Annotated in this window: 29 protein-coding genes and 2 pseudogenes; 3 read left to right on the top strand and 28 right to left on the bottom strand. The window is 49.2% G+C overall.

Annotated features, from left to right (window positions below):
• Window positions 1-128: 128 nt before the first annotated feature.
• Complete coding sequence (locus CJP46_RS09995) at window positions 129-668, bottom strand: methylated-DNA--[protein]-cysteine S-methyltransferase (RefSeq protein ID WP_094595461.1); 540 nt, start codon at window positions 666-668, stop codon at window positions 129-131.
• Window positions 669-996: 328 nt separating this feature from the next.
• Window positions 997-1335, bottom strand: a complete 339-nt coding sequence (locus CJP46_RS09990; protein ID WP_094595460.1) for a winged helix-turn-helix transcriptional regulator — start codon at window positions 1333-1335, stop codon at window positions 997-999.
• Window positions 1336-1440: 105 nt separating this feature from the next.
• On the opposite strand from CJP46_RS09990, the gene CJP46_RS09985 reads away from it, so the two are divergent.
• A complete protein-coding gene (locus CJP46_RS09985; RefSeq protein WP_094595459.1) occupies window positions 1441-1824 on the top strand; it encodes a RidA family protein in 384 nt (127 codons plus the stop codon).
• A gap of 316 nt (window positions 1825-2140) precedes the next feature.
• The gene (locus CJP46_RS09980) at window positions 2141-3058 is read left to right on the top strand and encodes an aldo/keto reductase (RefSeq protein WP_094595458.1); all 918 of its coding nucleotides are present in this window, start codon (window positions 2141-2143) and stop codon (window positions 3056-3058) included.
• A gap of 54 nt (window positions 3059-3112) precedes the next feature.
• On the opposite strand, the gene CJP46_RS09975 is transcribed toward CJP46_RS09980, so the two are convergent.
• From CJP46_RS09975 to CJP46_RS09955, 5 genes are all read right to left on the bottom strand, one after another.
• Entirely contained in the window at window positions 3113-3589 is a 477-nt protein-coding gene (locus tag CJP46_RS09975; RefSeq protein ID WP_094595457.1) for an SRPBCC family protein, read from the bottom strand.
• A gap of 26 nt (window positions 3590-3615) precedes the next feature.
• The gene (locus tag CJP46_RS09970; RefSeq protein WP_094595456.1) at window positions 3616-4626 is read right to left on the bottom strand and encodes a serine hydrolase domain-containing protein; all 1011 of its coding nucleotides are present in this window, start codon (window positions 4624-4626) and stop codon (window positions 3616-3618) included.
• A gap of 34 nt (window positions 4627-4660) precedes the next feature.
• Window positions 4661-5101: a hypothetical protein gene (locus CJP46_RS09965; protein WP_094595455.1), complete on the bottom strand. Its 441-nt coding sequence runs from the start codon at window positions 5099-5101 to the stop codon at window positions 4661-4663.
• A 15-nt stretch (window positions 5102-5116) separates the two neighbouring features.
• The gene (locus tag CJP46_RS09960) at window positions 5117-5572 is read right to left on the bottom strand and encodes a hypothetical protein (RefSeq protein WP_094595454.1); all 456 of its coding nucleotides are present in this window, start codon (window positions 5570-5572) and stop codon (window positions 5117-5119) included.
• A gap of 83 nt (window positions 5573-5655) precedes the next feature.
• The gene (locus CJP46_RS09955; RefSeq protein WP_094595453.1) at window positions 5656-6111 is read right to left on the bottom strand and encodes an NUDIX hydrolase; all 456 of its coding nucleotides are present in this window, start codon (window positions 6109-6111) and stop codon (window positions 5656-5658) included.
• A 107-nt stretch (window positions 6112-6218) separates the two neighbouring features.
• On the opposite strand from CJP46_RS09955, the gene CJP46_RS09950 reads away from it, so the two are divergent.
• Window positions 6219-6488, top strand: coding sequence for an excalibur calcium-binding domain-containing protein (locus CJP46_RS09950; RefSeq protein WP_094595452.1), 270 nt, complete (start codon window positions 6219-6221; stop codon window positions 6486-6488).
• A 34-nt stretch (window positions 6489-6522) separates the two neighbouring features.
• Here CJP46_RS09950 and CJP46_RS09945 read toward each other — a convergent pair whose 3' ends face one another.
• From CJP46_RS09945 to CJP46_RS09855, 21 genes and pseudogenes are all read right to left on the bottom strand, one after another.
• The gene (locus CJP46_RS09945; RefSeq protein WP_094595451.1) at window positions 6523-7083 is read right to left on the bottom strand and encodes a histidine phosphatase family protein; all 561 of its coding nucleotides are present in this window, start codon (window positions 7081-7083) and stop codon (window positions 6523-6525) included.
• 37 nt (window positions 7084-7120) lie between these two features.
• Complete coding sequence (locus CJP46_RS09940) at window positions 7121-7516, bottom strand: VOC family protein (RefSeq protein WP_094595450.1); 396 nt, start codon at window positions 7514-7516, stop codon at window positions 7121-7123.
• Window positions 7517-7603: 87 nt separating this feature from the next.
• Window positions 7604-8104: an NUDIX domain-containing protein gene (locus tag CJP46_RS09935; protein ID WP_094595449.1), complete on the bottom strand. Its 501-nt coding sequence runs from the start codon at window positions 8102-8104 to the stop codon at window positions 7604-7606.
• Window positions 8101-8706 (bottom strand): dienelactone hydrolase family protein, encoded by a 606-nt coding sequence (locus CJP46_RS09930; RefSeq protein WP_094595448.1) that lies wholly within the window; start codon window positions 8704-8706, stop codon window positions 8101-8103. Before CJP46_RS09930 ends, CJP46_RS09935 begins: the two co-directional genes overlap by 4 nt.
• A gap of 50 nt (window positions 8707-8756) precedes the next feature.
• Complete coding sequence (locus CJP46_RS37050; protein ID WP_256992329.1) at window positions 8757-9140, bottom strand: nuclear transport factor 2 family protein; 384 nt, start codon at window positions 9138-9140, stop codon at window positions 8757-8759.
• Window positions 9126-9677: pseudogene (locus CJP46_RS37045) on the bottom strand (O-acetyl-ADP-ribose deacetylase); the annotation flags it as partial. The gene CJP46_RS37050 and the pseudogene CJP46_RS37045, both read right to left, overlap by 15 nt.
• Before the next feature lie 250 nt (window positions 9678-9927).
• On the bottom strand, window positions 9928-10365 hold the full coding sequence (locus tag CJP46_RS09920; protein WP_094595447.1) for a GNAT family N-acetyltransferase: 438 nt from the start codon (window positions 10363-10365) through the stop codon (window positions 9928-9930).
• A 218-nt stretch (window positions 10366-10583) separates the two neighbouring features.
• A pseudogene (locus tag CJP46_RS09915) lies at window positions 10584-10790 on the bottom strand (KGG domain-containing protein); the annotation flags it as partial.
• Window positions 10791-10919: 129 nt separating this feature from the next.
• Complete coding sequence (locus tag CJP46_RS09910; protein ID WP_094595445.1) at window positions 10920-11465, bottom strand: GrpB family protein; 546 nt, start codon at window positions 11463-11465, stop codon at window positions 10920-10922.
• 106 nt (window positions 11466-11571) lie between these two features.
• Window positions 11572-11709 (bottom strand): hypothetical protein, encoded by a 138-nt coding sequence (locus CJP46_RS36490; protein WP_179281112.1) that lies wholly within the window; start codon window positions 11707-11709, stop codon window positions 11572-11574.
• 33 nt (window positions 11710-11742) lie between these two features.
• A complete protein-coding gene (locus CJP46_RS09905; RefSeq protein WP_094595444.1) occupies window positions 11743-12513 on the bottom strand; it encodes a nucleotidyltransferase domain-containing protein in 771 nt (256 codons plus the stop codon).
• Window positions 12514-12573: 60 nt separating this feature from the next.
• Entirely contained in the window at window positions 12574-12960 is a 387-nt protein-coding gene (locus tag CJP46_RS09900) for a tautomerase family protein (RefSeq protein WP_094595443.1), read from the bottom strand.
• Window positions 12961-13011: 51 nt separating this feature from the next.
• The gene (gene cysK, locus CJP46_RS09895; RefSeq protein WP_094595442.1) at window positions 13012-13944 is read right to left on the bottom strand and encodes a cysteine synthase A; all 933 of its coding nucleotides are present in this window, start codon (window positions 13942-13944) and stop codon (window positions 13012-13014) included.
• Between the two features lie 136 nt (window positions 13945-14080).
• On the bottom strand, window positions 14081-14662 hold the full coding sequence (locus tag CJP46_RS09890; RefSeq protein ID WP_094595441.1) for a DJ-1/PfpI family protein: 582 nt from the start codon (window positions 14660-14662) through the stop codon (window positions 14081-14083).
• Window positions 14663-14726: 64 nt separating this feature from the next.
• Window positions 14727-15323 carry a GNAT family N-acetyltransferase gene (locus tag CJP46_RS09885; RefSeq protein WP_094595440.1) on the bottom strand — a complete coding sequence of 199 codons (597 nt, stop codon included), beginning with the start codon at window positions 15321-15323 and terminating at the stop codon, window positions 14727-14729.
• Between the two features lie 61 nt (window positions 15324-15384).
• Window positions 15385-15939, bottom strand: a complete 555-nt coding sequence (locus CJP46_RS09880) for an ATP-binding protein (RefSeq protein ID WP_094595439.1) — start codon at window positions 15937-15939, stop codon at window positions 15385-15387.
• Window positions 15936-16322, bottom strand: coding sequence for a VOC family protein (locus tag CJP46_RS09875; protein ID WP_179281111.1), 387 nt, complete (start codon window positions 16320-16322; stop codon window positions 15936-15938). The genes CJP46_RS09880 and CJP46_RS09875 overlap by 4 nt, the downstream gene beginning before the upstream one ends.
• A 14-nt stretch (window positions 16323-16336) precedes the next feature.
• Complete coding sequence (locus CJP46_RS09870) at window positions 16337-16723, bottom strand: hypothetical protein (RefSeq protein ID WP_094595437.1); 387 nt, start codon at window positions 16721-16723, stop codon at window positions 16337-16339.
• An 18-nt stretch (window positions 16724-16741) separates the two neighbouring features.
• A complete protein-coding gene (locus CJP46_RS09865; protein WP_179281110.1) occupies window positions 16742-17206 on the bottom strand; it encodes an NUDIX hydrolase in 465 nt (154 codons plus the stop codon).
• A 58-nt stretch (window positions 17207-17264) separates the two neighbouring features.
• Window positions 17265-17912, bottom strand: coding sequence for an HAD family hydrolase (locus tag CJP46_RS09860; protein ID WP_094595435.1), 648 nt, complete (start codon window positions 17910-17912; stop codon window positions 17265-17267).
• 70 nt (window positions 17913-17982) lie between these two features.
• Window positions 17983-18468, bottom strand: a complete 486-nt coding sequence (locus tag CJP46_RS09855; RefSeq protein ID WP_094595434.1) for an NUDIX hydrolase — start codon at window positions 18466-18468, stop codon at window positions 17983-17985.
• Between the last annotated feature and the right edge of the window lie 11 nt (window positions 18469-18479).

Here is an 18479-nt window from a genome sequence, read left to right as displayed (position 1 = left end):
CTCGCTCAGGGATTTCCCATGCACCAGTTAATGCAAGTCGTGGATGCAAGCAGGACTCTCCCGCATAATTGTTGCGGATCAGTCAGATTTATAGAATTCATTTTCAGCTCTGCACCGTCTTTTCAACATCAAATGGCTGTACCTCTTGTGGGCACAAACAGCCCCGACATATCGGCACCCTCCAATTCAAGCAATTTCACCTTTTTATGAACACCCCCGGCGTACCCTGTCAAGCTGCCGTTTGAACCTACAACTCGATGGCAGGGGATGATGATTGAAATCGGATTATGCCCAACAGCTCCACCTACTGCTTGGCTTGACATGCTTTCCTTGTTCATCTTTGCCGCCATTTTTTTTGCAATGTCGCCATAGGTGATCACTTCGCCGTATGGTATCTCACATAGAATGCTCCATACCTCTTGACGGAACCCGCTGCCAATGGGACAGAGCGGCAATTCTGAAATGTCGGGCTTCTCGCCCGCAAAGTATTTGTTCAGCCATTTTTTCACGGTTTCGAATATCGGCATGTCGTCACGCACTGTCACACCTTCAGGTATAGTAGCCCCGTGATATTTTTGCCCCTCAATCCATGTACCAACAAGACCACTTCCATCAGATGCAAGGGTAATGATTCCTACGGGTGTCGGGTAGGTTGTCTGATAAAACATGTTCCTGCCTCCTTATAGCTTGTTCCAAAGGTTGATGGTGGCATCACTGCGCCACGGCCGCCATTTTCAGTAATTCCTTTGATGTGTAGGGCTGTATAAGGCGGATGGTAGCTTAATGATAAAGTAATGTTGTCTTTATGCTTTTTTTCATCAAATTCCGTTTTCGTAAGGCCGTGGGCGAAAGGTTGGTCAACCCTTTCCTGACCTGGTTTTATTATATCATGTTGTCCAAAAGGTCTGGCCATTTTCGTACATGGTTTTTGAGGGGACACCACGACGATAACGCTTCAGTCTTTCCCTATTGTAAGGTGTGGAAAGCCAATCATGCCTAGGGTTGATTTTTTACTCCCCACTCACATAACTCTTCCAAAACGGGTAAGAGTGTTTCCGCTTTATCTGTAAGACTGTACTCGACTTTAGGAGGAACTTGAGGATACTCTTTCCGGTTCACCATACCATCTGCTTCCAATTCTTTAAGTTGTGAACTCAATGTTTTATAAGTAATGGCTCCGATCTGTCTTTTCAGATCATTAAAGCGAACCGGTTGATTTTCTGCCAAGAGGTACATAATCACCATTTTCCATTTACCGCCAATAACGGATAATGTGTAACCAAAAGGTGTATCCTGAATATTTTTAACTTTGCCTTTATACTCGGCCATACTCATATTTACACTATCCTTTCTGATAGTACCTATCAATAAAGTGCGTACTACACTTTTGTTTTCTCTCATCTTATACTTGCCTTACTTTGAAGTAAAGGAGAGAAGAACATGACTAATGTTACAACCTACAATCACGATCTTTGGGATCACGGCATCACCCAGGGCTATAGCGTCAACGGCACCATTTACATCTCGGGACAATTTTCCCACGATACAGAGGGAGCGTTTGTTGGCGAGGGAGATATCGAGGCACAGACCCGGCAGACGCTGGAAAATCTTGATCGTGTGCTGGCGGGATTTGGTGTCACCAAGTCGAACCTGGCTTATGTGGAGATCTATCTGACAAACGCGCAAGAGCACTTCGAGCCTTGCATTCGGCTGTTCAAGGAATACATCGAACAACACAGGCCGGCCGGCAGCTGCATCGGCGTGACATACCTGGCGTCTCCCGAGCAACTGATTGAAATCAGCGCCGTCGCGCACACGGACTAACTCGGTTACCGCGGTTGGTCGGACTCTTATATGCGCTCCGGGTTTGAATACCCTTCAGATCCCAACTTTATTGTCACTGAACAAGGGTCTCTTCTCTCTTCTTGCCGCCGATCTGCCTCCATAATTCATAACTTGCCATTTTCCTTATAAAAAGACTTGAATCCTACCACACGCGGTGTCATTATAAACAGGGGACTGTCTGCAAAACTATTCATCATTAGATCACGCTTACTAGAGGAAAACTCCAGCAGGAAGCCGGAACTTTCGTGTTGGAGTCGAAACATCCAAACCCATATGAATACGGAGGACAGGATTCATGAAAACGATTAAGCTTGGCAGCAGCAACTTGGAAGTACCTGCAGTTGCAGTAGGCTGCATGCGCATCAACTCCCTGGACAAAAACGAAGCGGAGCGTTTCGTGCAAACGGCACTGGAGCAAGGAGCCAATTTCTTTGACCATGCCGATATCTATGGCGGCGGTAAATGCGAGGAAATTTTCGCAGACGCCATCCATATGAACAGCGACGTCCGTGAACAAATCATTCTTCAATCCAAATGCGGCATCCGTCAGGGCATGTTCGACTTTTCCAAGGAGCATATCCTGAATTCGGTAGACGGCATTCTGAAAAGACTGAATACCGACTATCTGGATGTTCTGCTGCTGCACCGTCCGGATGCATTGGTGGAACCGGAAGAGGTAGCAGAAGCATTCGACCAACTGGAATCCTCCGGCAAAGTGCGCCATTTCGGCGTATCCAACCAGAACCCGATGCAGATTCAGCTGCTGCAAAAATTCGTGAAGCAGCCGATCGTGGCCAACCAGCTGCAGCTCAGCATCACGAACGCCACCATGATTTCAGCCGGCGTTAACGTGAACATGGAAAATGACTCGGCCGTAAACCGTGACGGCAGCGTGCTCGATTTCTGCAGACTGAACGATATTACCGTTCAGCCTTGGTCGCCTTTCCAATACGGCTTCTTTGAGGGCGTATTCCTTGGAAACGATAAATTCCCGGAACTGAACCAGAAGATCGACGAAATTGCCGGTAAATACGGCGTAACCAATACGACCATTGCCATCGCGTGGCTCCTTCGTCATCCGGCCAACATGCAGCCGATCATCGGCACGATGAATCTTGAGCGTCTTCAAGACTGCATCAAAGCCAGCGATGTGACGCTGACCCGTGAAGAATGGTACGAAATTTTCCGTGCAGCCGGTAATATTTTGCCATAAACCACTGTATAACGACCGGTCGTATACACGTACGGCCAGGAACAAAAAACAGCCTCAAGTCGACGACTTGGGGCTGTTTTCGTTTTCGATGAGTGCCTTGAGCTGCCGTTGGCGGTAGCGGATAAAGGCACTCATATATTTTTCCAACACGAGTGCATCGAACACCCGCCCGACCCATCCGAACGGGGCGCTGAAATCGAGAATGTCCCTGACCAGCGTTCCTTCAGTAACCTCCTCAAATTCATGGCGATGGGTCAAATGGCGAAAGGCCCCCTTTTGCATCTCGTCGGTAAAAGAATAAGGCTTGTCCATCTCGGCCACCTTCGAGGTCAGCCGCTGCCGTATCCCGAAGTGCCTTGCTTCAAACACCACTGTATCCCCGGCTTCGAGCAAACCGCTCATCACTCCCCCGACGACCCTCTCCTTGGTGTGCGGCCAGACCGTTCGGGAGTGGTCATCAACATTCCGGGAAGCGTCGAAGCAGACGCCGATCGGGGCATGGATGATCATTTCTTCTCGTATAATCGGCATACAATTCATCCTGTCCTAATGATGTGTTAAAATGTCCTCAGCAGATCGCCTGCCCTATTTCCGAACTGCCGAATATCTGCTAAATAGTCGTAACCGTCCGGGTTGCTAAGCTGATTGTACATCCGAACGACCACCGCACGATACTCCGGAATGACGAGGCAAGCACATCCGGTAATCCCCAACACCTGGTAGGCCCCGCCAGGCAGTCGCTCACCTAGCTGGTTCAGGGTAGTATCCCTTTGCAGCCACCAAATGAATCCGTTGAGCGGCTCATGATCCGGCAACGATTGCGGAGTTTGCGGCGAAACGATACGATCAAATACGCTTTGGGAAATCAGCTGCTTTCCTCCAATGTCCCCTTTGTTCAAATGAATCGCACCCCAGCGTGCCAAATCCCTTGCACTGGCAAACAAATTACTCTGGTCCCCTGCCGCACTATCATTAGGTCCAACCCAGGTGTCCGGATTCTCATAATAGTTGTAAATCAGCTCTTCCTGTTTTTCCGTTCTCCAGCCTGTCTCATGAAGCCCGTAAAGGTCGAACACGTTTCTTTGCACATATGTACTGAGCGGATATCCCGTTAATTGATGGACCAGTGCGGTAAGCAGAGCGATGCCTGTATTTCGATAGGCCCAGCCGCCGCCGGCGGGAAATTCCCGAACGAGTTTGCCCTCCACCTCCATTAACCCATGGGTATGGGTAAGGAGGTGCCGCAGCGTCACTTCTTCGGCTTGTGGGATGTCACTATCCAAATAACGACAGATAGTATCGTCAATGCTGTGAATTTCCCCCTGCTCGATCAGCAGGCTGATGGCAAGGCCCAAATACGTTTTGCGAATGGAGCCTACGTTGAACTGGGTTTTCTCATCCACGGGCCGGGAATCCGGTTCGGATCCATGCCGTCCGGCGTACCATTCGTTCACCACCGTATCCTTATGGATGATGTAGGTTGCTGCCGCCGTAGCTCCGATCCTGCGTTGAACCTGATGCACATAATCATTCAGGGGTTGAAAGTGGTTGCTTTGGGTACGCTTCAATGGAATCCCCCCTTTATCTTTGATTATTCTAGGGCTAGTAGAACATCAATCCTTCGATCTCCCTAAACTGCAAAATTTCCTCCCAGTCCTCCGTCTTGATCCACGCCTCATGCTCATGGGCGATATTAACGAGCCAGGGCTCATTGCTTTTAAAAAAGCATAGGTCTTCCAGCAAATTCGGCCACACCCAATCATACAGGCCATCAGCAGACTCCAAGACCAGCTTTTTCAATGGCGGCTGGCAATCAAAATAATATACGTCGGCATAATGCCCAAACAGTTGGGTTCCCGGCCAAGCATCCTGCTTCCTGACGGCTTTGACATAAGGCCTTAATCGTTCGAGCAGCGCCTCTGTTGCAGGTGTTAGGGATAGTTGATCCCTTTTAACCAGAATGAATTCATCGCACGCACGGAATGCCATCGAGATTAGAGCCTGGTAAGCTCCCGCGCGGGGTTCCTCCAAAATGTATATCAAAAGCCCCCTCCTCTGCTACCTTTGCGACATCGTACTGAAAAAGCTCTTCCCCTGGATCATCCAATACTGTTCTGCTTCGGGTACCAGATCCAAAAAGTCCCGATATGCTCCAACCCAGCCCTCGGGGACATAATGCTCAAAGGACATCGGTTCCGGGAACAGCGAATACAGCACGCGGTCGTCGAAATGGACGTAAAGCGCCGGAATAAACTCGAGGACCTCATCCTGATGCTGAAAAGAGTCCTGCAGTTCCAATAGAACTTGAGAGAGTTCAGTTGAAGACACCTGAAAGTCCGCGATAAGTCGAAAAAATTCCGCTGCCGTGGTTTCGTCTAATACTTCGATGCCGAAGCGATCCTCCATTTCCACATTCAAAAACCAATATTCTCTCTCCGTAATGAACCAGCTCCACTTGTTGTGAAAAACAACGCCGACGATAATATGCTGGGCGTATTCAGGCATTAGCTTCATGCGGCTCTCCTAACGGTTACTAGATTGTTCTGCCAAAGAGCGGCCTCATTCGTTCTCAACTACGATACCAATTTCATGGATACTCATCGAATCATTCCATGAAATATGTCCAGCGGATAGAACTCTTCCCGTAACAATCGCCCGGTGATCTGCTTGATGACCTTCGCTTCCCGAAGCTGTTCATCCGGCCGATCGGGCAGCGTATCGATGGCGACCCACTGGCCATCCATGATCTCATCATCCTGAATCCTTAAAGCGCCATCCGCTGCTTCGCCGACAAAATGAAACAGGATCACCTGCTGACCACTGGCGCTTCGGAACGGATACACGCCCGTTGCAGCCTTGAGCCGTACGTCCAGTCCAGTCTCCTCCTTGACTTCCCGAATGGCAGTCTGTGCCAAGTCCTCGCCCGTCTCCCGCCGTCCTGATGGAAAGTTCCACAGACCATAGGCGGAGGCCTTCTTCTCGCGGACCATGAGCACCTCTCCGTTTCGAAGAACGGAAACACTGGCGACGATAATATGCTCCTCTGAGTTCATTCCATCTCTCCGTATTTTCAATTTTATCCTCCAAATCCCCGTTACAACATGCTATGATAGCGATGGTTCTATGAACTTTCAATAGACGAACAGGGGTGATTTGGAGAATGAAAAAAAGCATTTTACTTTCTCTAAGTGTGATTCTATGTACCGGGATCAGTCTTGGCACCATCAGTCATGCGCAAGCGGCAGGTCAAGTGAAGAAGTACAATAACTGTACTGAATTGAACAAAGATTACAAGGGGGGCGTCGCCCGCTCGGCTTCCGTTAAGAACAAAGGCGGCAAGACCAAATATAAGCCGTACGTTTCCCAGGAGCTTTATGACGTCAACAAAGGCAAAGACCGGGACAAAGATGGGATCGCGTGCGAAAGATAACGGCAAGTAGTGCTTCAGCAGCATGATCCCTCATCTATGGGGTCATGCTTGTATTCGTTTTGCTTTTGACCAATTCGATGATGGCGGCGTGAGGAATGTCGGATACGTCGGTCTGCGTTCGAAACGCCATGCCATGCCCGGTTACAATCACATCGTCGTAGTGCAAATACCGTTCCAGCACGCCGTCCATTCGCTTCTTCATCATCTCACGGGATTCCCACTTTTTCGCTTCCCCCGCCGGGTAAATGCCCTGATGGCGGTCATAATCATCCCCGAGCTCCGTCAATGCTTCCAAAGAATCGAATTCAAATGTCAGGTCCGGCTGCCATTCCCGCAAGTCAAACTCAACGGTGATGTCCAGTCGAAGCTCTTTCGATAAAATAGCGGCGGTTTGAAGAGCCCTGGTATAAGGGGAAGAAATAATGATTTCGGCTTTCCGAAGCCGTTCATCCTTTGCCGCCGTATATACTTGGCTGATTCCGTTCGATGTTAGCGGAACCAGATCCCGGCCGTGCCCTTTTAATCGGTGCAATGGATAGGATTCATTGAGCTCCCAATAAGGCTCCCCGTGGCGGATCATATAAAACGTCGTCATGCAGCGAATTCCCCTCCCGATCCTCTTCTCACTGGCTCTAGTAGACCAGCTCGCAATCCCGATGCTCCCATACGTCAAACAGGTTGCCATCCAAATCCTCGAGCACGAAAAACTTCCCATACTTCCCTTCATCGCTTAGGCTGCCAACCTTGACGTCCTCGGCTTGTAACCGGCTGTGCAGCGACACGATATCATCCGAAAAAAAGGTGATAACCCACCGCTTTCTTCCGTTCACTTCGAACACCGCTCTGGATTCGTGCTCGCTTTGGATCAAATCGAGAATCGGCCGATTCTCTCGGAATAAACTTAGATAACCGTCGCGCTGATTGCGAATGTTAAATCCGAAATGCTTCACAAACCATGTCGCCGACTTCTCCACGTCTTTCACCGGAATGACATTATAAGCAATCCCTAGAATTCGTCCAGATTCCATACGCCTACCCCCCACTGGAATTTACATCCTATTTTACAAGAATGTATGTTCGTATGTAAAGCAGGAAAAGGCTAAGTTTCTATCTTTTTAAAATACTACAGGATCCTTCAGCTCACTCCATTCAATCCTGGGCATAGACTGCTCATTAACCGTCAGGGTCCCAACCAATACTCCGCTTTGGTTGTTGTGATTCATGTAATGTTCCAGCATGAATTTATTGATCGCGGACATATGCAGTTCCTGTATCTCACTTTGCTTGATCCACTGCAACTGCCCTTCCTCCGATTCCACCAGCTTCTCTTTCCTCGTGGTACCAAAATAAACGTACTGCTGCCTGATTTCGTCCTCTTTTAACCGCAGTAAAATGTAACGCAATTTAAGATCTTCCATCTCCGAAGCCTGAATCCCGGATTCCTCGTAAATCTCCCGCCTACATGCCGTCAGCGGGTCATTCAGCTCGTCCGGCTCCACATGACCGCCCAAGCCGCTCCAGAATTCCTCTTGATGGAACCGGCTCCCCGATTTTTTGATCATGAGCACGTAATCATTCCGGAACAAATATGCCGCTGTCATTTGCCGAAGCTTCAACTACAGTTCCCCTCCTCAATCCTCCGCAAAAAATTAAAGCTCATCTCCAGACAACCCTGATACGCTTGGGGGAGATAGCTTTTGGTGTAAGGGTTCATAAACCCATGTTCCCCTTCGATGACGTGGACGTTCGTATTCCGGCAATACTCCAGTTTCTCTGCGAGCTCCGATACGTCGAAGGACTTCTCGTTGCTTGCAAAAAACAACAACGACGGACACATCGGCTCCATTTCGGCGTAATTGCGAATTCTCGATCCGTAGAATCCGACGATCCCGTCGATTCCCGTTTCAGTGCACCGCCAGGCAATGGTGGCACCGATACTGAAGCCGATGATAAAAATGCGATCATGTCTCTTCCGATGCTCCTGTACGATCCGGCTCACTTCATCGACGGCCCGATCCAAGCCGATCTGGTGCACGAAATAGGAATAGGCCTCTTCCTCTTGTTCGTACGGAAAAGGCTCCCTTTGGAGAAGGTCAGGGGTCAGAACCTCGTAATCCGTCCGGGAGACCTTGTCGCCAAAAGCAAGAATATGCTCGTTAAGCCCATAGATTTCATGGAGAATGATGACCAATGCCTTTCTGGATGTTGGGAAACCCATGTTCGCCATCTCTTTTCTGTATTAAATAGCTAGAAATCCCGCTTAAGTGATTAACTGTAATCCTCAATAAGATACAGCTTTCCATCCCTGATCGTAAATACCGACCTTCCTTGTAAGCGAATGGTATCTCCAGTCTTTATACCGTCAGGAAGATCCGACGCCAACACACCCGTGTAATCAATGTCCGCCTCGATCCGGCCGTTCACCTCACGAAGCTCCAAGATGGTCTGAAGCCGGGTTGAAAACATAGCCGCAGCTTTTTCCGCCAATGCCCGAAATGGTTGCAGCCCTCTCGTTTCTACCGAAACCTCGTTACCGACGATATTTCTGAAGATGATATCCGGATGAAGCACACTTAGCATCCCCTCAATGTCAAAAGCGTTATAAGCCTCAATATAATACCGAATGATCCGCTCCGCATCCTGGTCAAACAACTTCCGGTAAATCTCACCATTTTCCTCGTCAAAACAAACGAACTGCACCATCTTAATCGAGGTTTGCGGATGTGCCCGCAAGTAATCCTTCACCGCACGGAAGGCGATCGGGGCTGCCAGCATTTTGGGAAAACCATAGATTCCCGTGCTGATGTTCGGAAAAGCTACGCTTCTCAGACCGTACTGATCAGCCAGCTCTAAAGATTGGATATAGCAGCTGTGCAGCTTAGCCTCTTCTCCATTCTGGCCGCCGTTCCACACCGGTCCCACGGTATGAATGACATATTGGGCCGGAAGCCGGCCAGCCGTCGTAATCACGGCTTCGCCTACAGCACAGCCTCCTTGTTTAGCCCTGATTTTCTTGCATTGCTCGAGAATCTCGCTCCCTCCAGCACGGTGAATGGCCCCGTCCACGCCGCCTCCGCCCAGCAAGCTCGAATTTGCAGCGTTCACGATACCATCTACATCAGCGCGGGTAATGTCTCCCTGTGCCCATTCGATCACGGTAGAATGAATGTTTCGTTTCAAGAGCCCCATTCTCCTTTCTGCCCGAGTCCTAAGGCAAGGGTTCCATGTTCTATTTAACTAGGGCATACAACTTCAAATCCTGATAGACGCCTTTCGTAAATATGCTTTTTCTTAACAGGCCTTCAAACTGCATGCCCGACTTGATTCGCATCCCAACTCACAAACCCGCAGGTTCCAATCAGCTTGCCCGATGCTTTGTCCATAATCCCCCACGGGGCCATCTGCTGCTGGTTATCCTTTCTGATCGATACGGATCGTTTTATACAGAGCCGCTCGTATCCATATTTCTGATGTAATCCGCCGTTCTCCGCATCATTTCCATTCTTTTAAAATGGTATTGTTCATACAACCCGTGAGCGTCTTTCGTGCCGAGGAGGCCGTTCAAATCTTTGAACTCATCGGAGTTGGTAATCGTCCCGACGAGCTTTTTCCCGATGCCGTGCCCCCTGTATTCCTCATCCACAAACACATCACACAACCAATACATCGTTGCCCCGTCGGTCACAACCCTCGCAAAACCGACCAGCCTGTCTCCGATATAAGCCCCGTAACAAATGGAATTTTCGATCGATTTCAGAATTCTCTCTCTGGGCCGTTTATCCGCCCAATAGCTCCTCGACAGAAAATCGCAAACCTTCTCCACGTCCAGTTTTGACTTGTCGGTGCTGATCACTACATCATCAAAATTGTTTTCCATTTATATCCACCCCGTATGTATTTAAGGGCTATAGTAACAAGTCTGCCTCCAAAGTTCAATCGTTTTTTGCAAAATAAAAAGAACAAAGCCCGAGAGATCTCGGGCCTTGTTCTTTGACTGGGCTCCCACGGGGTACCGGGGCCGGTTTTCCTTCGAAAAACCCGCTTTAAGCGCCGTATACCCTAAAGCGATATTCCAATTAAGGGGTCATCGTATTAATCGTTGTCCCGTTGACGTGATCGGGCTTCGCCGCCTTTTTCACCGATCTTGCGGTAAAAATCCTTGTCATGCGACTCGGATGTGGCTTCCCCGCCCTTGCGGCCGATTTCCTGATAAAATTCTTTGTCATGATTTTTCGCCGTGGCTTCTCCCCCCATACGGCCTCTTTCTTCCCGACTCATTTTGCCATTTTGGTTATTTGCCATGATCCATCACTCCTCTGAATTTTTAGGAATTTCCTTCACGCCATGTATTTAACCGTATGGAGAAATATTAAACAGGGGTCTGCCTCAGCATGGTGGTTACAATCCAGTGGCAAACTGATGTCCGCCCCGCTATGCGTCTGATTTCGGCGGGGTCCAGCCGGTCGCTTGCGACCACTCATGGGCTCTCCGCAGAATCTCCCATACGACGGGCCCCTTCCCCTCCACGTATTTCTCGCGTTCATGCTGAAACAGCTGCATCAGGCGATGCTTCTCGGCCGCATAACGCCGGCAGTCTTGGGGATGCTCGCGCAGGTAGTCCCTGAATAATAAAGTGAGCTGTTCGGACCAGCTCCCTGCCTGCCGTACATGGATATGTGTCCTGCGATTGCCTGGAACTTCACGAAAGTACTTTTTCGTCAAGTCAGGATTATCCTCCCTGTGCACAAAACCGACGGATTCGATCTCTGCCCGATAACGGGCAACATCCTGCAGTGCCGCAACCGACACCTGAATATCTACAATCGGCTTCGCATCCATCCCGGCAATCGAGGTCGATCCCACATGGTCGATTCGGACGGCCGTCTCCCCTAAGGCTCCTCTTAATTTCTTCCCCAATTCAGAAAAGAGATTTGTCCATGCCGGATCGTACGGCGCGATTCTCCACTGGTTTTCCATTCTGGCTCCTTTCCTGGCGACACAAAAGAGAGGGATCCACGCGGGACACCTCTCTTTCTCCATGTCAACAACTTGATGTATAGGGATGGGATGTATGGCGGCGTTACTACCTGCTGCGGTCGCTTAATTTTTCGCTGATTTCCCGCAGAGTTTGCTGCAGCGCATCCATCTTCTTCAGGCTTGCATATTGATTGCTGATGATGGCAACCAAAGCGATCAGCAGGATGACAAACAGAAATAGCATGTGATCGTCCTCCAATCGTTATAACTGCTTGCACTAACTCCAAACCACCTTCAAATATTTTCGAAATAATTCATCCAGCCATGGAGTCGGATCTTGAAGATCTGTCTTAAAGTCCTTTAAAAAATCGATAATGTGCTCGATTTCGGCTTCGATAAAGTCATTGATGCGATCGATCCGCTTTTCATAATCCAGTTCCTCCCCAGCCATCTTGCGACTTAAGAGCGAATGAACCTCATCTAAAAGAGGCCTATCTGAAATTAAATCCGCAACGAGATCTTGAAAGAGAATCGGAGGACTCGTGTTATACTTTTCGATCCATTTGCAGGCTAGAATCGGCCGCAGCACATAGAAGTACTTTTTAATCTTCACATGCTCACCGCGCAAATACTCACGAAAATTACCTTGGGCCATGCTTAGATAATGATGCATGGATGCTTTGGGAGAAAAAACCTTCTCTTTGATGCCTAACAATTCGTCTCTAAACCCATAGTTTTCATCATAAACGATGTCAGAAACGAGCCATTCTAACAGCGGGGGATTAGACTTTCTAAACAGCTTCAGCGCTTTTCGAATGTCCCATCCGTTGATATCCAGCATATCGTTGATCGGCAGTTCGATAACGTCCCTTTTATCATCGATAGACAGGTACCATTCCGGTCTGTTCAGATAGATAAAACGGACATCGTAGTCGCTGTCCTTGGAAGGAAAACCCCACGCACGGCTTCCTGATTCCACAGCGAAAAGAATTTTAACCTGATGCTTCTGTTCAATTTCTACTAAGCTCTGTTTTATGATCTCTTTCACTGCTTACCTCCTCCGGCATGCCTGTTATGATTTCCCTGTCCATTCCCGCCTACCTGCTTTCTACACGTCCACCCGATAATTGAGATGCAGCTCGTCACCCGGGACGCCGCGAATTCCCCAATTCGCTTTCGGTGTTTCAAAAATCGTGATTTCCAGGTCCGAAACGCCGATCCCAAGAGCGGAGATTCTGTCGAATAGGAGCTGGATCAGCTGCTTCTTCACGGCAGCCGATCGTCCTTCGAACATGCTGATTTCAATAATCGTATATTTGTCGGTGCGGTCACCGGGGTAAATGAAGTCTTCTTCATCCATGAAAAAGAACCGGTGAAACCTTTTATCCTGAGGCAGATGCAGCGCATCCACGGCACAAGTATGAAGCACATCCGAGAAAGCACTCTGGATCGGCTTCAGCGTTGAGCGCAGACCGAAAATTTTAATTTGAGCCATACAGCTCTCCCCTTCCATATGAAAGCATGATCGTCCCCGGTACTGACCTCATTATACGTTAGGAAAAAGAGGCGTCGAGAGATATCTTTCCCCTGTATCAGGCAGCAGAACTACTATCCGTTTATTGTGATGCTCCGGTCTTTTGGCCAGTTGAATGGCCGCGTAAACGGCTGCCCCGGACGAAATGCCCACCAGCAACCCTTCCCATCTGGACAGCGAACGGGCCGTTTCCAGTGCGTCTTCGTCCTTAACCTGGATGATCTCATCTACGATGGAAGGATTGAAGTTATCCGGAACAAAGCCTGCCCCGATGCCCTGAATCTGGTGAGCTCCCTTCTTCCCTCCGGAAAGAACCGCCGATGAAAAAGGCTCCACCGCCACGATCCGCACGGACGGATTTCTTTCCTTAAGCACTTCGCCAACCCCGGTGATGGTGCCGCCTGTACCGACGCCGCTGATGAAAATATCCACGTCTCCGCCGGTATCTCTCCAGATCTCCTCCGCCGTCGTCTTCCGGTGAATCGCCGGATTGGCCGGGTTGTTAAATTGCTGCGGAATAAACGAGTTCGGGGTGGATGCCGCGATTTCTTCGGCTTTGCGGATGGCGCCTCCCATTCCCTCATTAGCCGGTGTCAGCACCAGCTCGGCTCCAAGCGCAAGCAGCAGCTTGCGGCGCTCCAAGCTAAAGCTCTCCGGCAGGGTAATGATCAGCTTGTAACCCAGAGCCGCTGCCGCAAAAGCCAGGCCTACCCCGGTATTTCCGCTCGTCGGCTCGATGATCACCGAGTCCTTGTTCAGCAGTCCGCGTTCCTCGGCATCCTTGATCATGGCATAACCGATGCGGTCCTTTACGCTGCCCGCAGGGTTGAAATATTCCAGTTTAGCAATGAGAGTCGCCTGAAGCTCGTGCTTCTCCATCACATGGCCCAACTCCAGCAGCGGTGTATTTCCTATAAGTTCAGTTAAGTTCTTGGCGATTGTCATTTCCGTTAACACTCCTGAGTATAAAATCCAACTTCGTCCGTTGGTCATTACTTCAAGTTATCATTTCCGGAAAATAAAAACAATGTATACAGCCCGTGAATCACCTAAGGCTGGCAGCGAACCCGCGCGAACCCGGTCATACCTCTACGATACCAACGGCTTGATAAGGGTAATCGATCTGCTTTTTCACGAGCTGCGCCGCTTCGGCTCCCGCAAATCGTTCAATGACGTATACACCCAAATCAATCGAGGTGGCCACCCCGCCGGCCGTGATGAAATGTCCATCTTTTACAATTCGGGCGTGAACCACCTCTTCACAGTAAGGCTGCAATAAATCGTAGACGTTGGGATGTGTCGTCGCTTTCCTTCCTTTCAAAAATCCCGCAGCTCCCCACAGCAGCGAACCCGTGCATACGGATACTTTGAATTCAGCCGATTTAGCCGTTCGAATCCAGTCGATAAAGTCCGGATCCTCTCGCAGCTTTCGCGTCCCCATTCCCCCAGGGATGAACACTAGGTCAAACGCCGATAAATCAGGCCGGATCACATTCACACTGACCCGCATCCCCAGTTCATCGGTTACTTCCTCCGTTAAGCCGCAAATGTCCCATGTCGTATCTTTCGTTGGCTCAAACTGCCGCAAGCGGTAAATAACATCATAAAAGCCGACAAAATCCAGAAACGTAACGCCATTGAACAAGACCAGCGCAATTTTCATCGGAATCATCCTCTCAAAATGGTCTACTAGGTGACCGCTTATCCGATACGAGCCCCGGCCCCTCTTATATTGAACTGCTCAATGCTGCATGGGATGCAGCATACTCTTCCCTCAGTAAGCTATAGATCTCCAAATCGACAACGCCTTTACCCGACCAGACGGTGGCCTGCCTTAACGTCCCTTCCAGCATAAAACCGTTCTTCTGCAGCACGCGCTTTGAGGCATCGTTGGCCGGCATCACCTCAGCCTGCAGCCGATTGACCCCCACCTGTTCGAATAAATAGCCGGTCAGCAGCTGCACCACCTTCGTGGCGATGCCCTGGCCCCAATAATGTTCATTTAAAAAGTAGCCGATGGTCATCATATTCACCTTGGAGTTGATGTCATACAATTCGGTGATGCCAACCAGCTTTTGAGGAGAACCGGGGATAAAGATGCCCCATTTTACTCTCGCCTTTTTGTTGTAGTCACGTTCAAAGTGTCCGATCATTTTGTTCACGGTATCTTTATTGTGCTTGGGTAGGATCCCGCAGTAGTCAAACACGCGGTCGTTGGAATAAATCGCGTATAGGTCATCTAGATAGGCCGGTTCGATTTTACCGAGTTCGATACTGTCGTTATGTAAGCTAGGAAAGGTATTAAATAGTAGTTCCGTGTTCAAAATCGTATGGCCTCCTTATGGGGGTTATCTTCTTGAGCGTAGTGGCATGAATTAGCACGTTTTACTCCACCAGTTCAGCAACCTGACGGATAACAGCCCCGACATCATCACCGTTCCGGATCACAAAGAAATGGTCCGCTTCTTCCGCCGTTGGCTTTATGACGCCGCTGTCTGCAGACTCCGCCTGCTGCCGATCCAGAACCTCTTGAAAAGAAGAGACCTTGCTGAAGATGGTGGTGCTGCGCTGGCTGTAAGCCACCCGTTCTTGAAGGACGGCATCCGGAAGGTCAAAATATACGACAACCGTCGTAAACCCGTGGTTTCGGTAATATTCGATCTGTTTGAGGCGGGCATGACGATGGCGGTTGGAATTGCACAGGATGAGGTGATAGGAGGTCTGGTTTACCGCATAATCCACAATGGTCTGAGTCACGGCATATTTGATCCGATTGGGTCCCTGTTTCGGCAGCAGTGCCCGGTAATGGGTATTGATAAAATCCGCATGGTTGTCCTGATCAATGACCAGGGAGTTTTGCAGTTGTCCTTCCAAAGCTTGGGCAAATGTCGTTTTGCCGCTGTGGGTTACCCCAACGGTCAGGATGACGAGCCTTTTCACAATGGCTGCTCCTTAGGCTGGTAGGCGCCCAGTTCATTTCCGAACGGGTCGACGAATTTGATGACCCAACCGAAACCGTGATCTTCATACTGTCTGATATGTACTTCGTTGTCCTGCAGGACATCATGCAGGCGGTCAATCTGCCGGGTAATAAACATGAAAGACGGCATCGGAAATTCATCTTCCGCCAGCCAAAAGGTCTGCTCATTCTTCGTGCTGAGGTGCAGCATGAGAACCGGACCGGAGGTAAATTTTAACCAAGCTGCGTGATCATACACCGTCATAATCTCAAGGCCTAGCACCTTGTTATACCACTCAACCGCTTGCGGAATATCTTGCACAGGCAATTGCACATGATCCACGTTCTCTACGAGATGGTTCAAAATACTTTCCCCCTTCATTCTTCGCGAATCAACCAAGTTTTGGCTTCTTCCGGGTCCGAGAAATAGGATACCATGTAATCCGGCTTTAGCTTCTTCAGTCCCCGTCTGACTCGCCACCGATTAACCCCGGACAATCCCACAAACGAAAGCTTCTGAATACGGGCATTCAGGCGATCCATGTTATGGATCAGTTCTTGGATCACGGACTTCGTCACGGATGTTTTGTAGAAATCGACCCAAATCTTCAGCTTCTTGTTGCTGTGTTGAAAAATAAACGCTTCCTCCTGCCTCATCAAGGCAAAAAGCTGATCATGATTTTTGTATTTGCTTCCATATTTCAAGCAATGGATTTCTCCGCCTTTATAGTAATAGGGGTAGGTCGAGCCTCCTGGAGATTTCATGCGCTTCTCTCCTTTGAATTAGGTAGCCTCATAATAATTCAACAATTCCTTGTCGATCTCATCGATATAACCGATATCTTCTTGCCCATCCCAGTACACAATCCTGCTCGCTTCATCATTGATGACAAAAGGCCTCTCCTGGTCAATATCCGCACAAAACAGTCCGCCATATTCGATCCTGCCGTCCTTTAACCGGAACTTCATCAGTCCTCTAAATACAACTCGATCCGAGGCTTGGTTGGTCTCCTCAGCCATCTCGCGAATAGCGCATTCTCGAAGGGATTCATCAGGTTCCAACATTCCGCCGGGTAACTCCCAGTGATTCTTCCATGTATTATGGAGGAGTAGATATCCTTCTCTATTCCTGGCAACGACCAGAGCGTGAGTGATTGGAAAATCCAGATTCATTTGGGCCACTTCTTCTTCGGAAACAGTCAGAAATTCGTCAAACGCATCTCCATTCTGATTTATGCAAATCGGCATCCTGATCTTCCCCTTCATGAGATATAACGAAATACTTACCGGAAACCATACATGTTAGCTACTCAAAGATCTCCCCAAACTTAATTTCATCATAAGATTGAACGGTGATATCCGCTTGGTCCAGGTTCTGGTTGCCTGAATTCGGATTCAGATATCCTATGCATTTCATGCCGGCCTTCTTGGCGGCAATCACACCGTTTCTCGAATCCTCCAGAACTACGCAATTCTGCGGATCGACTCCCAACTGCTTCGCCGTCTCGAGGTAAATATCGGGTGCGGGTTTTCCTTTCGGAACCTCTTCACCGCTGACCACCGTCTTGAAAAAATGGCTCAGCCCGAATTTGCCAAGAACGCCTTCAATAAAAATCCTCGGGGAAGACGAAGCGACCGCCATCGGAATATTTTGCTGTTCCAGTTTAGCAATCAGCTCCCGAATGCCTGCTATAGGCTCTATTTCGAGATTGTTGAGAATGTTCATTTTCAGATTCAGTTGATACTCGATCATTTCCTGAATCGTATGCACCAGGTTGTGCTCCTGCCTAAAAATACCCAGCATCTCGGGATTGGTCATCCCGACAAACCGCTCCAGTTCCTGTTCCGTCGTTGTCACGCCAAAGTAATCCAGCGTTTTGATATCCACGTCAAAATGGATCGGTTCGCTGTCAATAATGACGCCGTCCATGTCGAAAATAAATGCGCGGTTCATGAAGTTCCTCCCTCTCTTATACCAACCTGCAACTAAGAATATGTTCATTGGTTCTACAGTGGTTCTGCTTTCACCAGCCAAACTTATGCTTCAAATAATATTTTAACCCAGCCCGGTCCACGTCGGAAAACTGTCTTGGGTCCTCTTTCATCATTCGATAGATCTCCTCGACCGGTCTCCAACCTACATCCGCTGTTTCATCGCCATTTCGCAGCAAGGCCCCTTCAGCTCTGCATAAAAAGTACATGCCTATGGAATCAACCGGACCTTTGATAGTCTGGTATACACAATAGGGTTCGACACACTCCACCTCAAACCCCGGGTTGATCCCGCAGGTATCGATCCTTTTCTCGCTGCCTTCCACTTCGACGATTGTGAGCCCCGTCTCTTCGCGCACTTCGCGTCTTAATCCATCCAGGATCGGTTCATAGAGCTCCAATCTCCCTCCTGGCAATTCCAATGATTCTTCGCCCGGCTTGTTACGGGTCTGAAGAATGACTTCCGTTTGGTTGCGATGAACGCGTTCAATAATGGCCCTTGCATTGACGAAAAACATAGCGCCCTCCT

The sequence above is a fragment of the Paenibacillus sp. XY044 genome, from assembly GCF_002257645.1.
Classification (GTDB): domain Bacteria; phylum Bacillota; class Bacilli; order Paenibacillales; family Paenibacillaceae; genus Paenibacillus_AQ.
This window is presented reverse-complemented; position numbering and strand designations above follow the sequence as displayed.

Coding starts and splice junctions, on each gene's coding strand:
- CJP46_RS09995 (WP_094595461.1), bottom strand. CDS start 668: ATGTTTTATCAGACAACCTACCCGACACCCGTAGGAATCATTACCCTT.
- CJP46_RS09990 (WP_094595460.1), bottom strand. CDS start 1,335: ATGAGTATGGCCGAGTATAAAGGCAAAGTTAAAAATATTCAGGATACA.
- CJP46_RS09985 (WP_094595459.1), top strand. CDS start 1,441: ATGACTAATGTTACAACCTACAATCACGATCTTTGGGATCACGGCATC.
- CJP46_RS09980 (WP_094595458.1), top strand. CDS start 2,141: ATGAAAACGATTAAGCTTGGCAGCAGCAACTTGGAAGTACCTGCAGTT.
- CJP46_RS09975 (WP_094595457.1), bottom strand. CDS start 3,589: ATGCCGATTATACGAGAAGAAATGATCATCCATGCCCCGATCGGCGTC.
- CJP46_RS09960 (WP_094595454.1), bottom strand. CDS start 5,572: ATGAAGCTAATGCCTGAATACGCCCAGCATATTATCGTCGGCGTTGTT.
- CJP46_RS09955 (WP_094595453.1), bottom strand. CDS start 6,111: ATGAACTCAGAGGAGCATATTATCGTCGCCAGTGTTTCCGTTCTTCGA.
- CJP46_RS09950 (WP_094595452.1), top strand. CDS start 6,219: ATGAAAAAAAGCATTTTACTTTCTCTAAGTGTGATTCTATGTACCGGG.
- CJP46_RS09945 (WP_094595451.1), bottom strand. CDS start 7,083: ATGACGACGTTTTATATGATCCGCCACGGGGAGCCTTATTGGGAGCTC.
- CJP46_RS09940 (WP_094595450.1), bottom strand. CDS start 7,516: ATGGAATCTGGACGAATTCTAGGGATTGCTTATAATGTCATTCCGGTG.
- CJP46_RS09930 (WP_094595448.1), bottom strand. CDS start 8,706: ATGGGTTTCCCAACATCCAGAAAGGCATTGGTCATCATTCTCCATGAA.
- CJP46_RS09920 (WP_094595447.1), bottom strand. CDS start 10,365: ATGGAAAACAATTTTGATGATGTAGTGATCAGCACCGACAAGTCAAAA.
- CJP46_RS09910 (WP_094595445.1), bottom strand. CDS start 11,465: ATGGAAAACCAGTGGAGAATCGCGCCGTACGATCCGGCATGGACAAAT.
- CJP46_RS36490 (WP_179281112.1), bottom strand. CDS start 11,709: ATGCTATTTCTGTTTGTCATCCTGCTGATCGCTTTGGTTGCCATCATC.
- CJP46_RS09900 (WP_094595443.1), bottom strand. CDS start 12,960: ATGGCTCAAATTAAAATTTTCGGTCTGCGCTCAACGCTGAAGCCGATC.
- cysK (WP_094595442.1), bottom strand. CDS start 13,944: ATGACAATCGCCAAGAACTTAACTGAACTTATAGGAAATACACCGCTG.
- CJP46_RS09890 (WP_094595441.1), bottom strand. CDS start 14,662: ATGAAAATTGCGCTGGTCTTGTTCAATGGCGTTACGTTTCTGGATTTT.
- CJP46_RS09870 (WP_094595437.1), bottom strand. CDS start 16,723: ATGAAATCTCCAGGAGGCTCGACCTACCCCTATTACTATAAAGGCGGA.
- CJP46_RS09865 (WP_179281110.1), bottom strand. CDS start 17,206: ATGCCGATTTGCATAAATCAGAATGGAGATGCGTTTGACGAATTTCTG.
- CJP46_RS09860 (WP_094595435.1), bottom strand. CDS start 17,912: ATGAACCGCGCATTTATTTTCGACATGGACGGCGTCATTATTGACAGC.
- CJP46_RS09855 (WP_094595434.1), bottom strand. CDS start 18,468: ATGTTTTTCGTCAATGCAAGGGCCATTATTGAACGCGTTCATCGCAAC.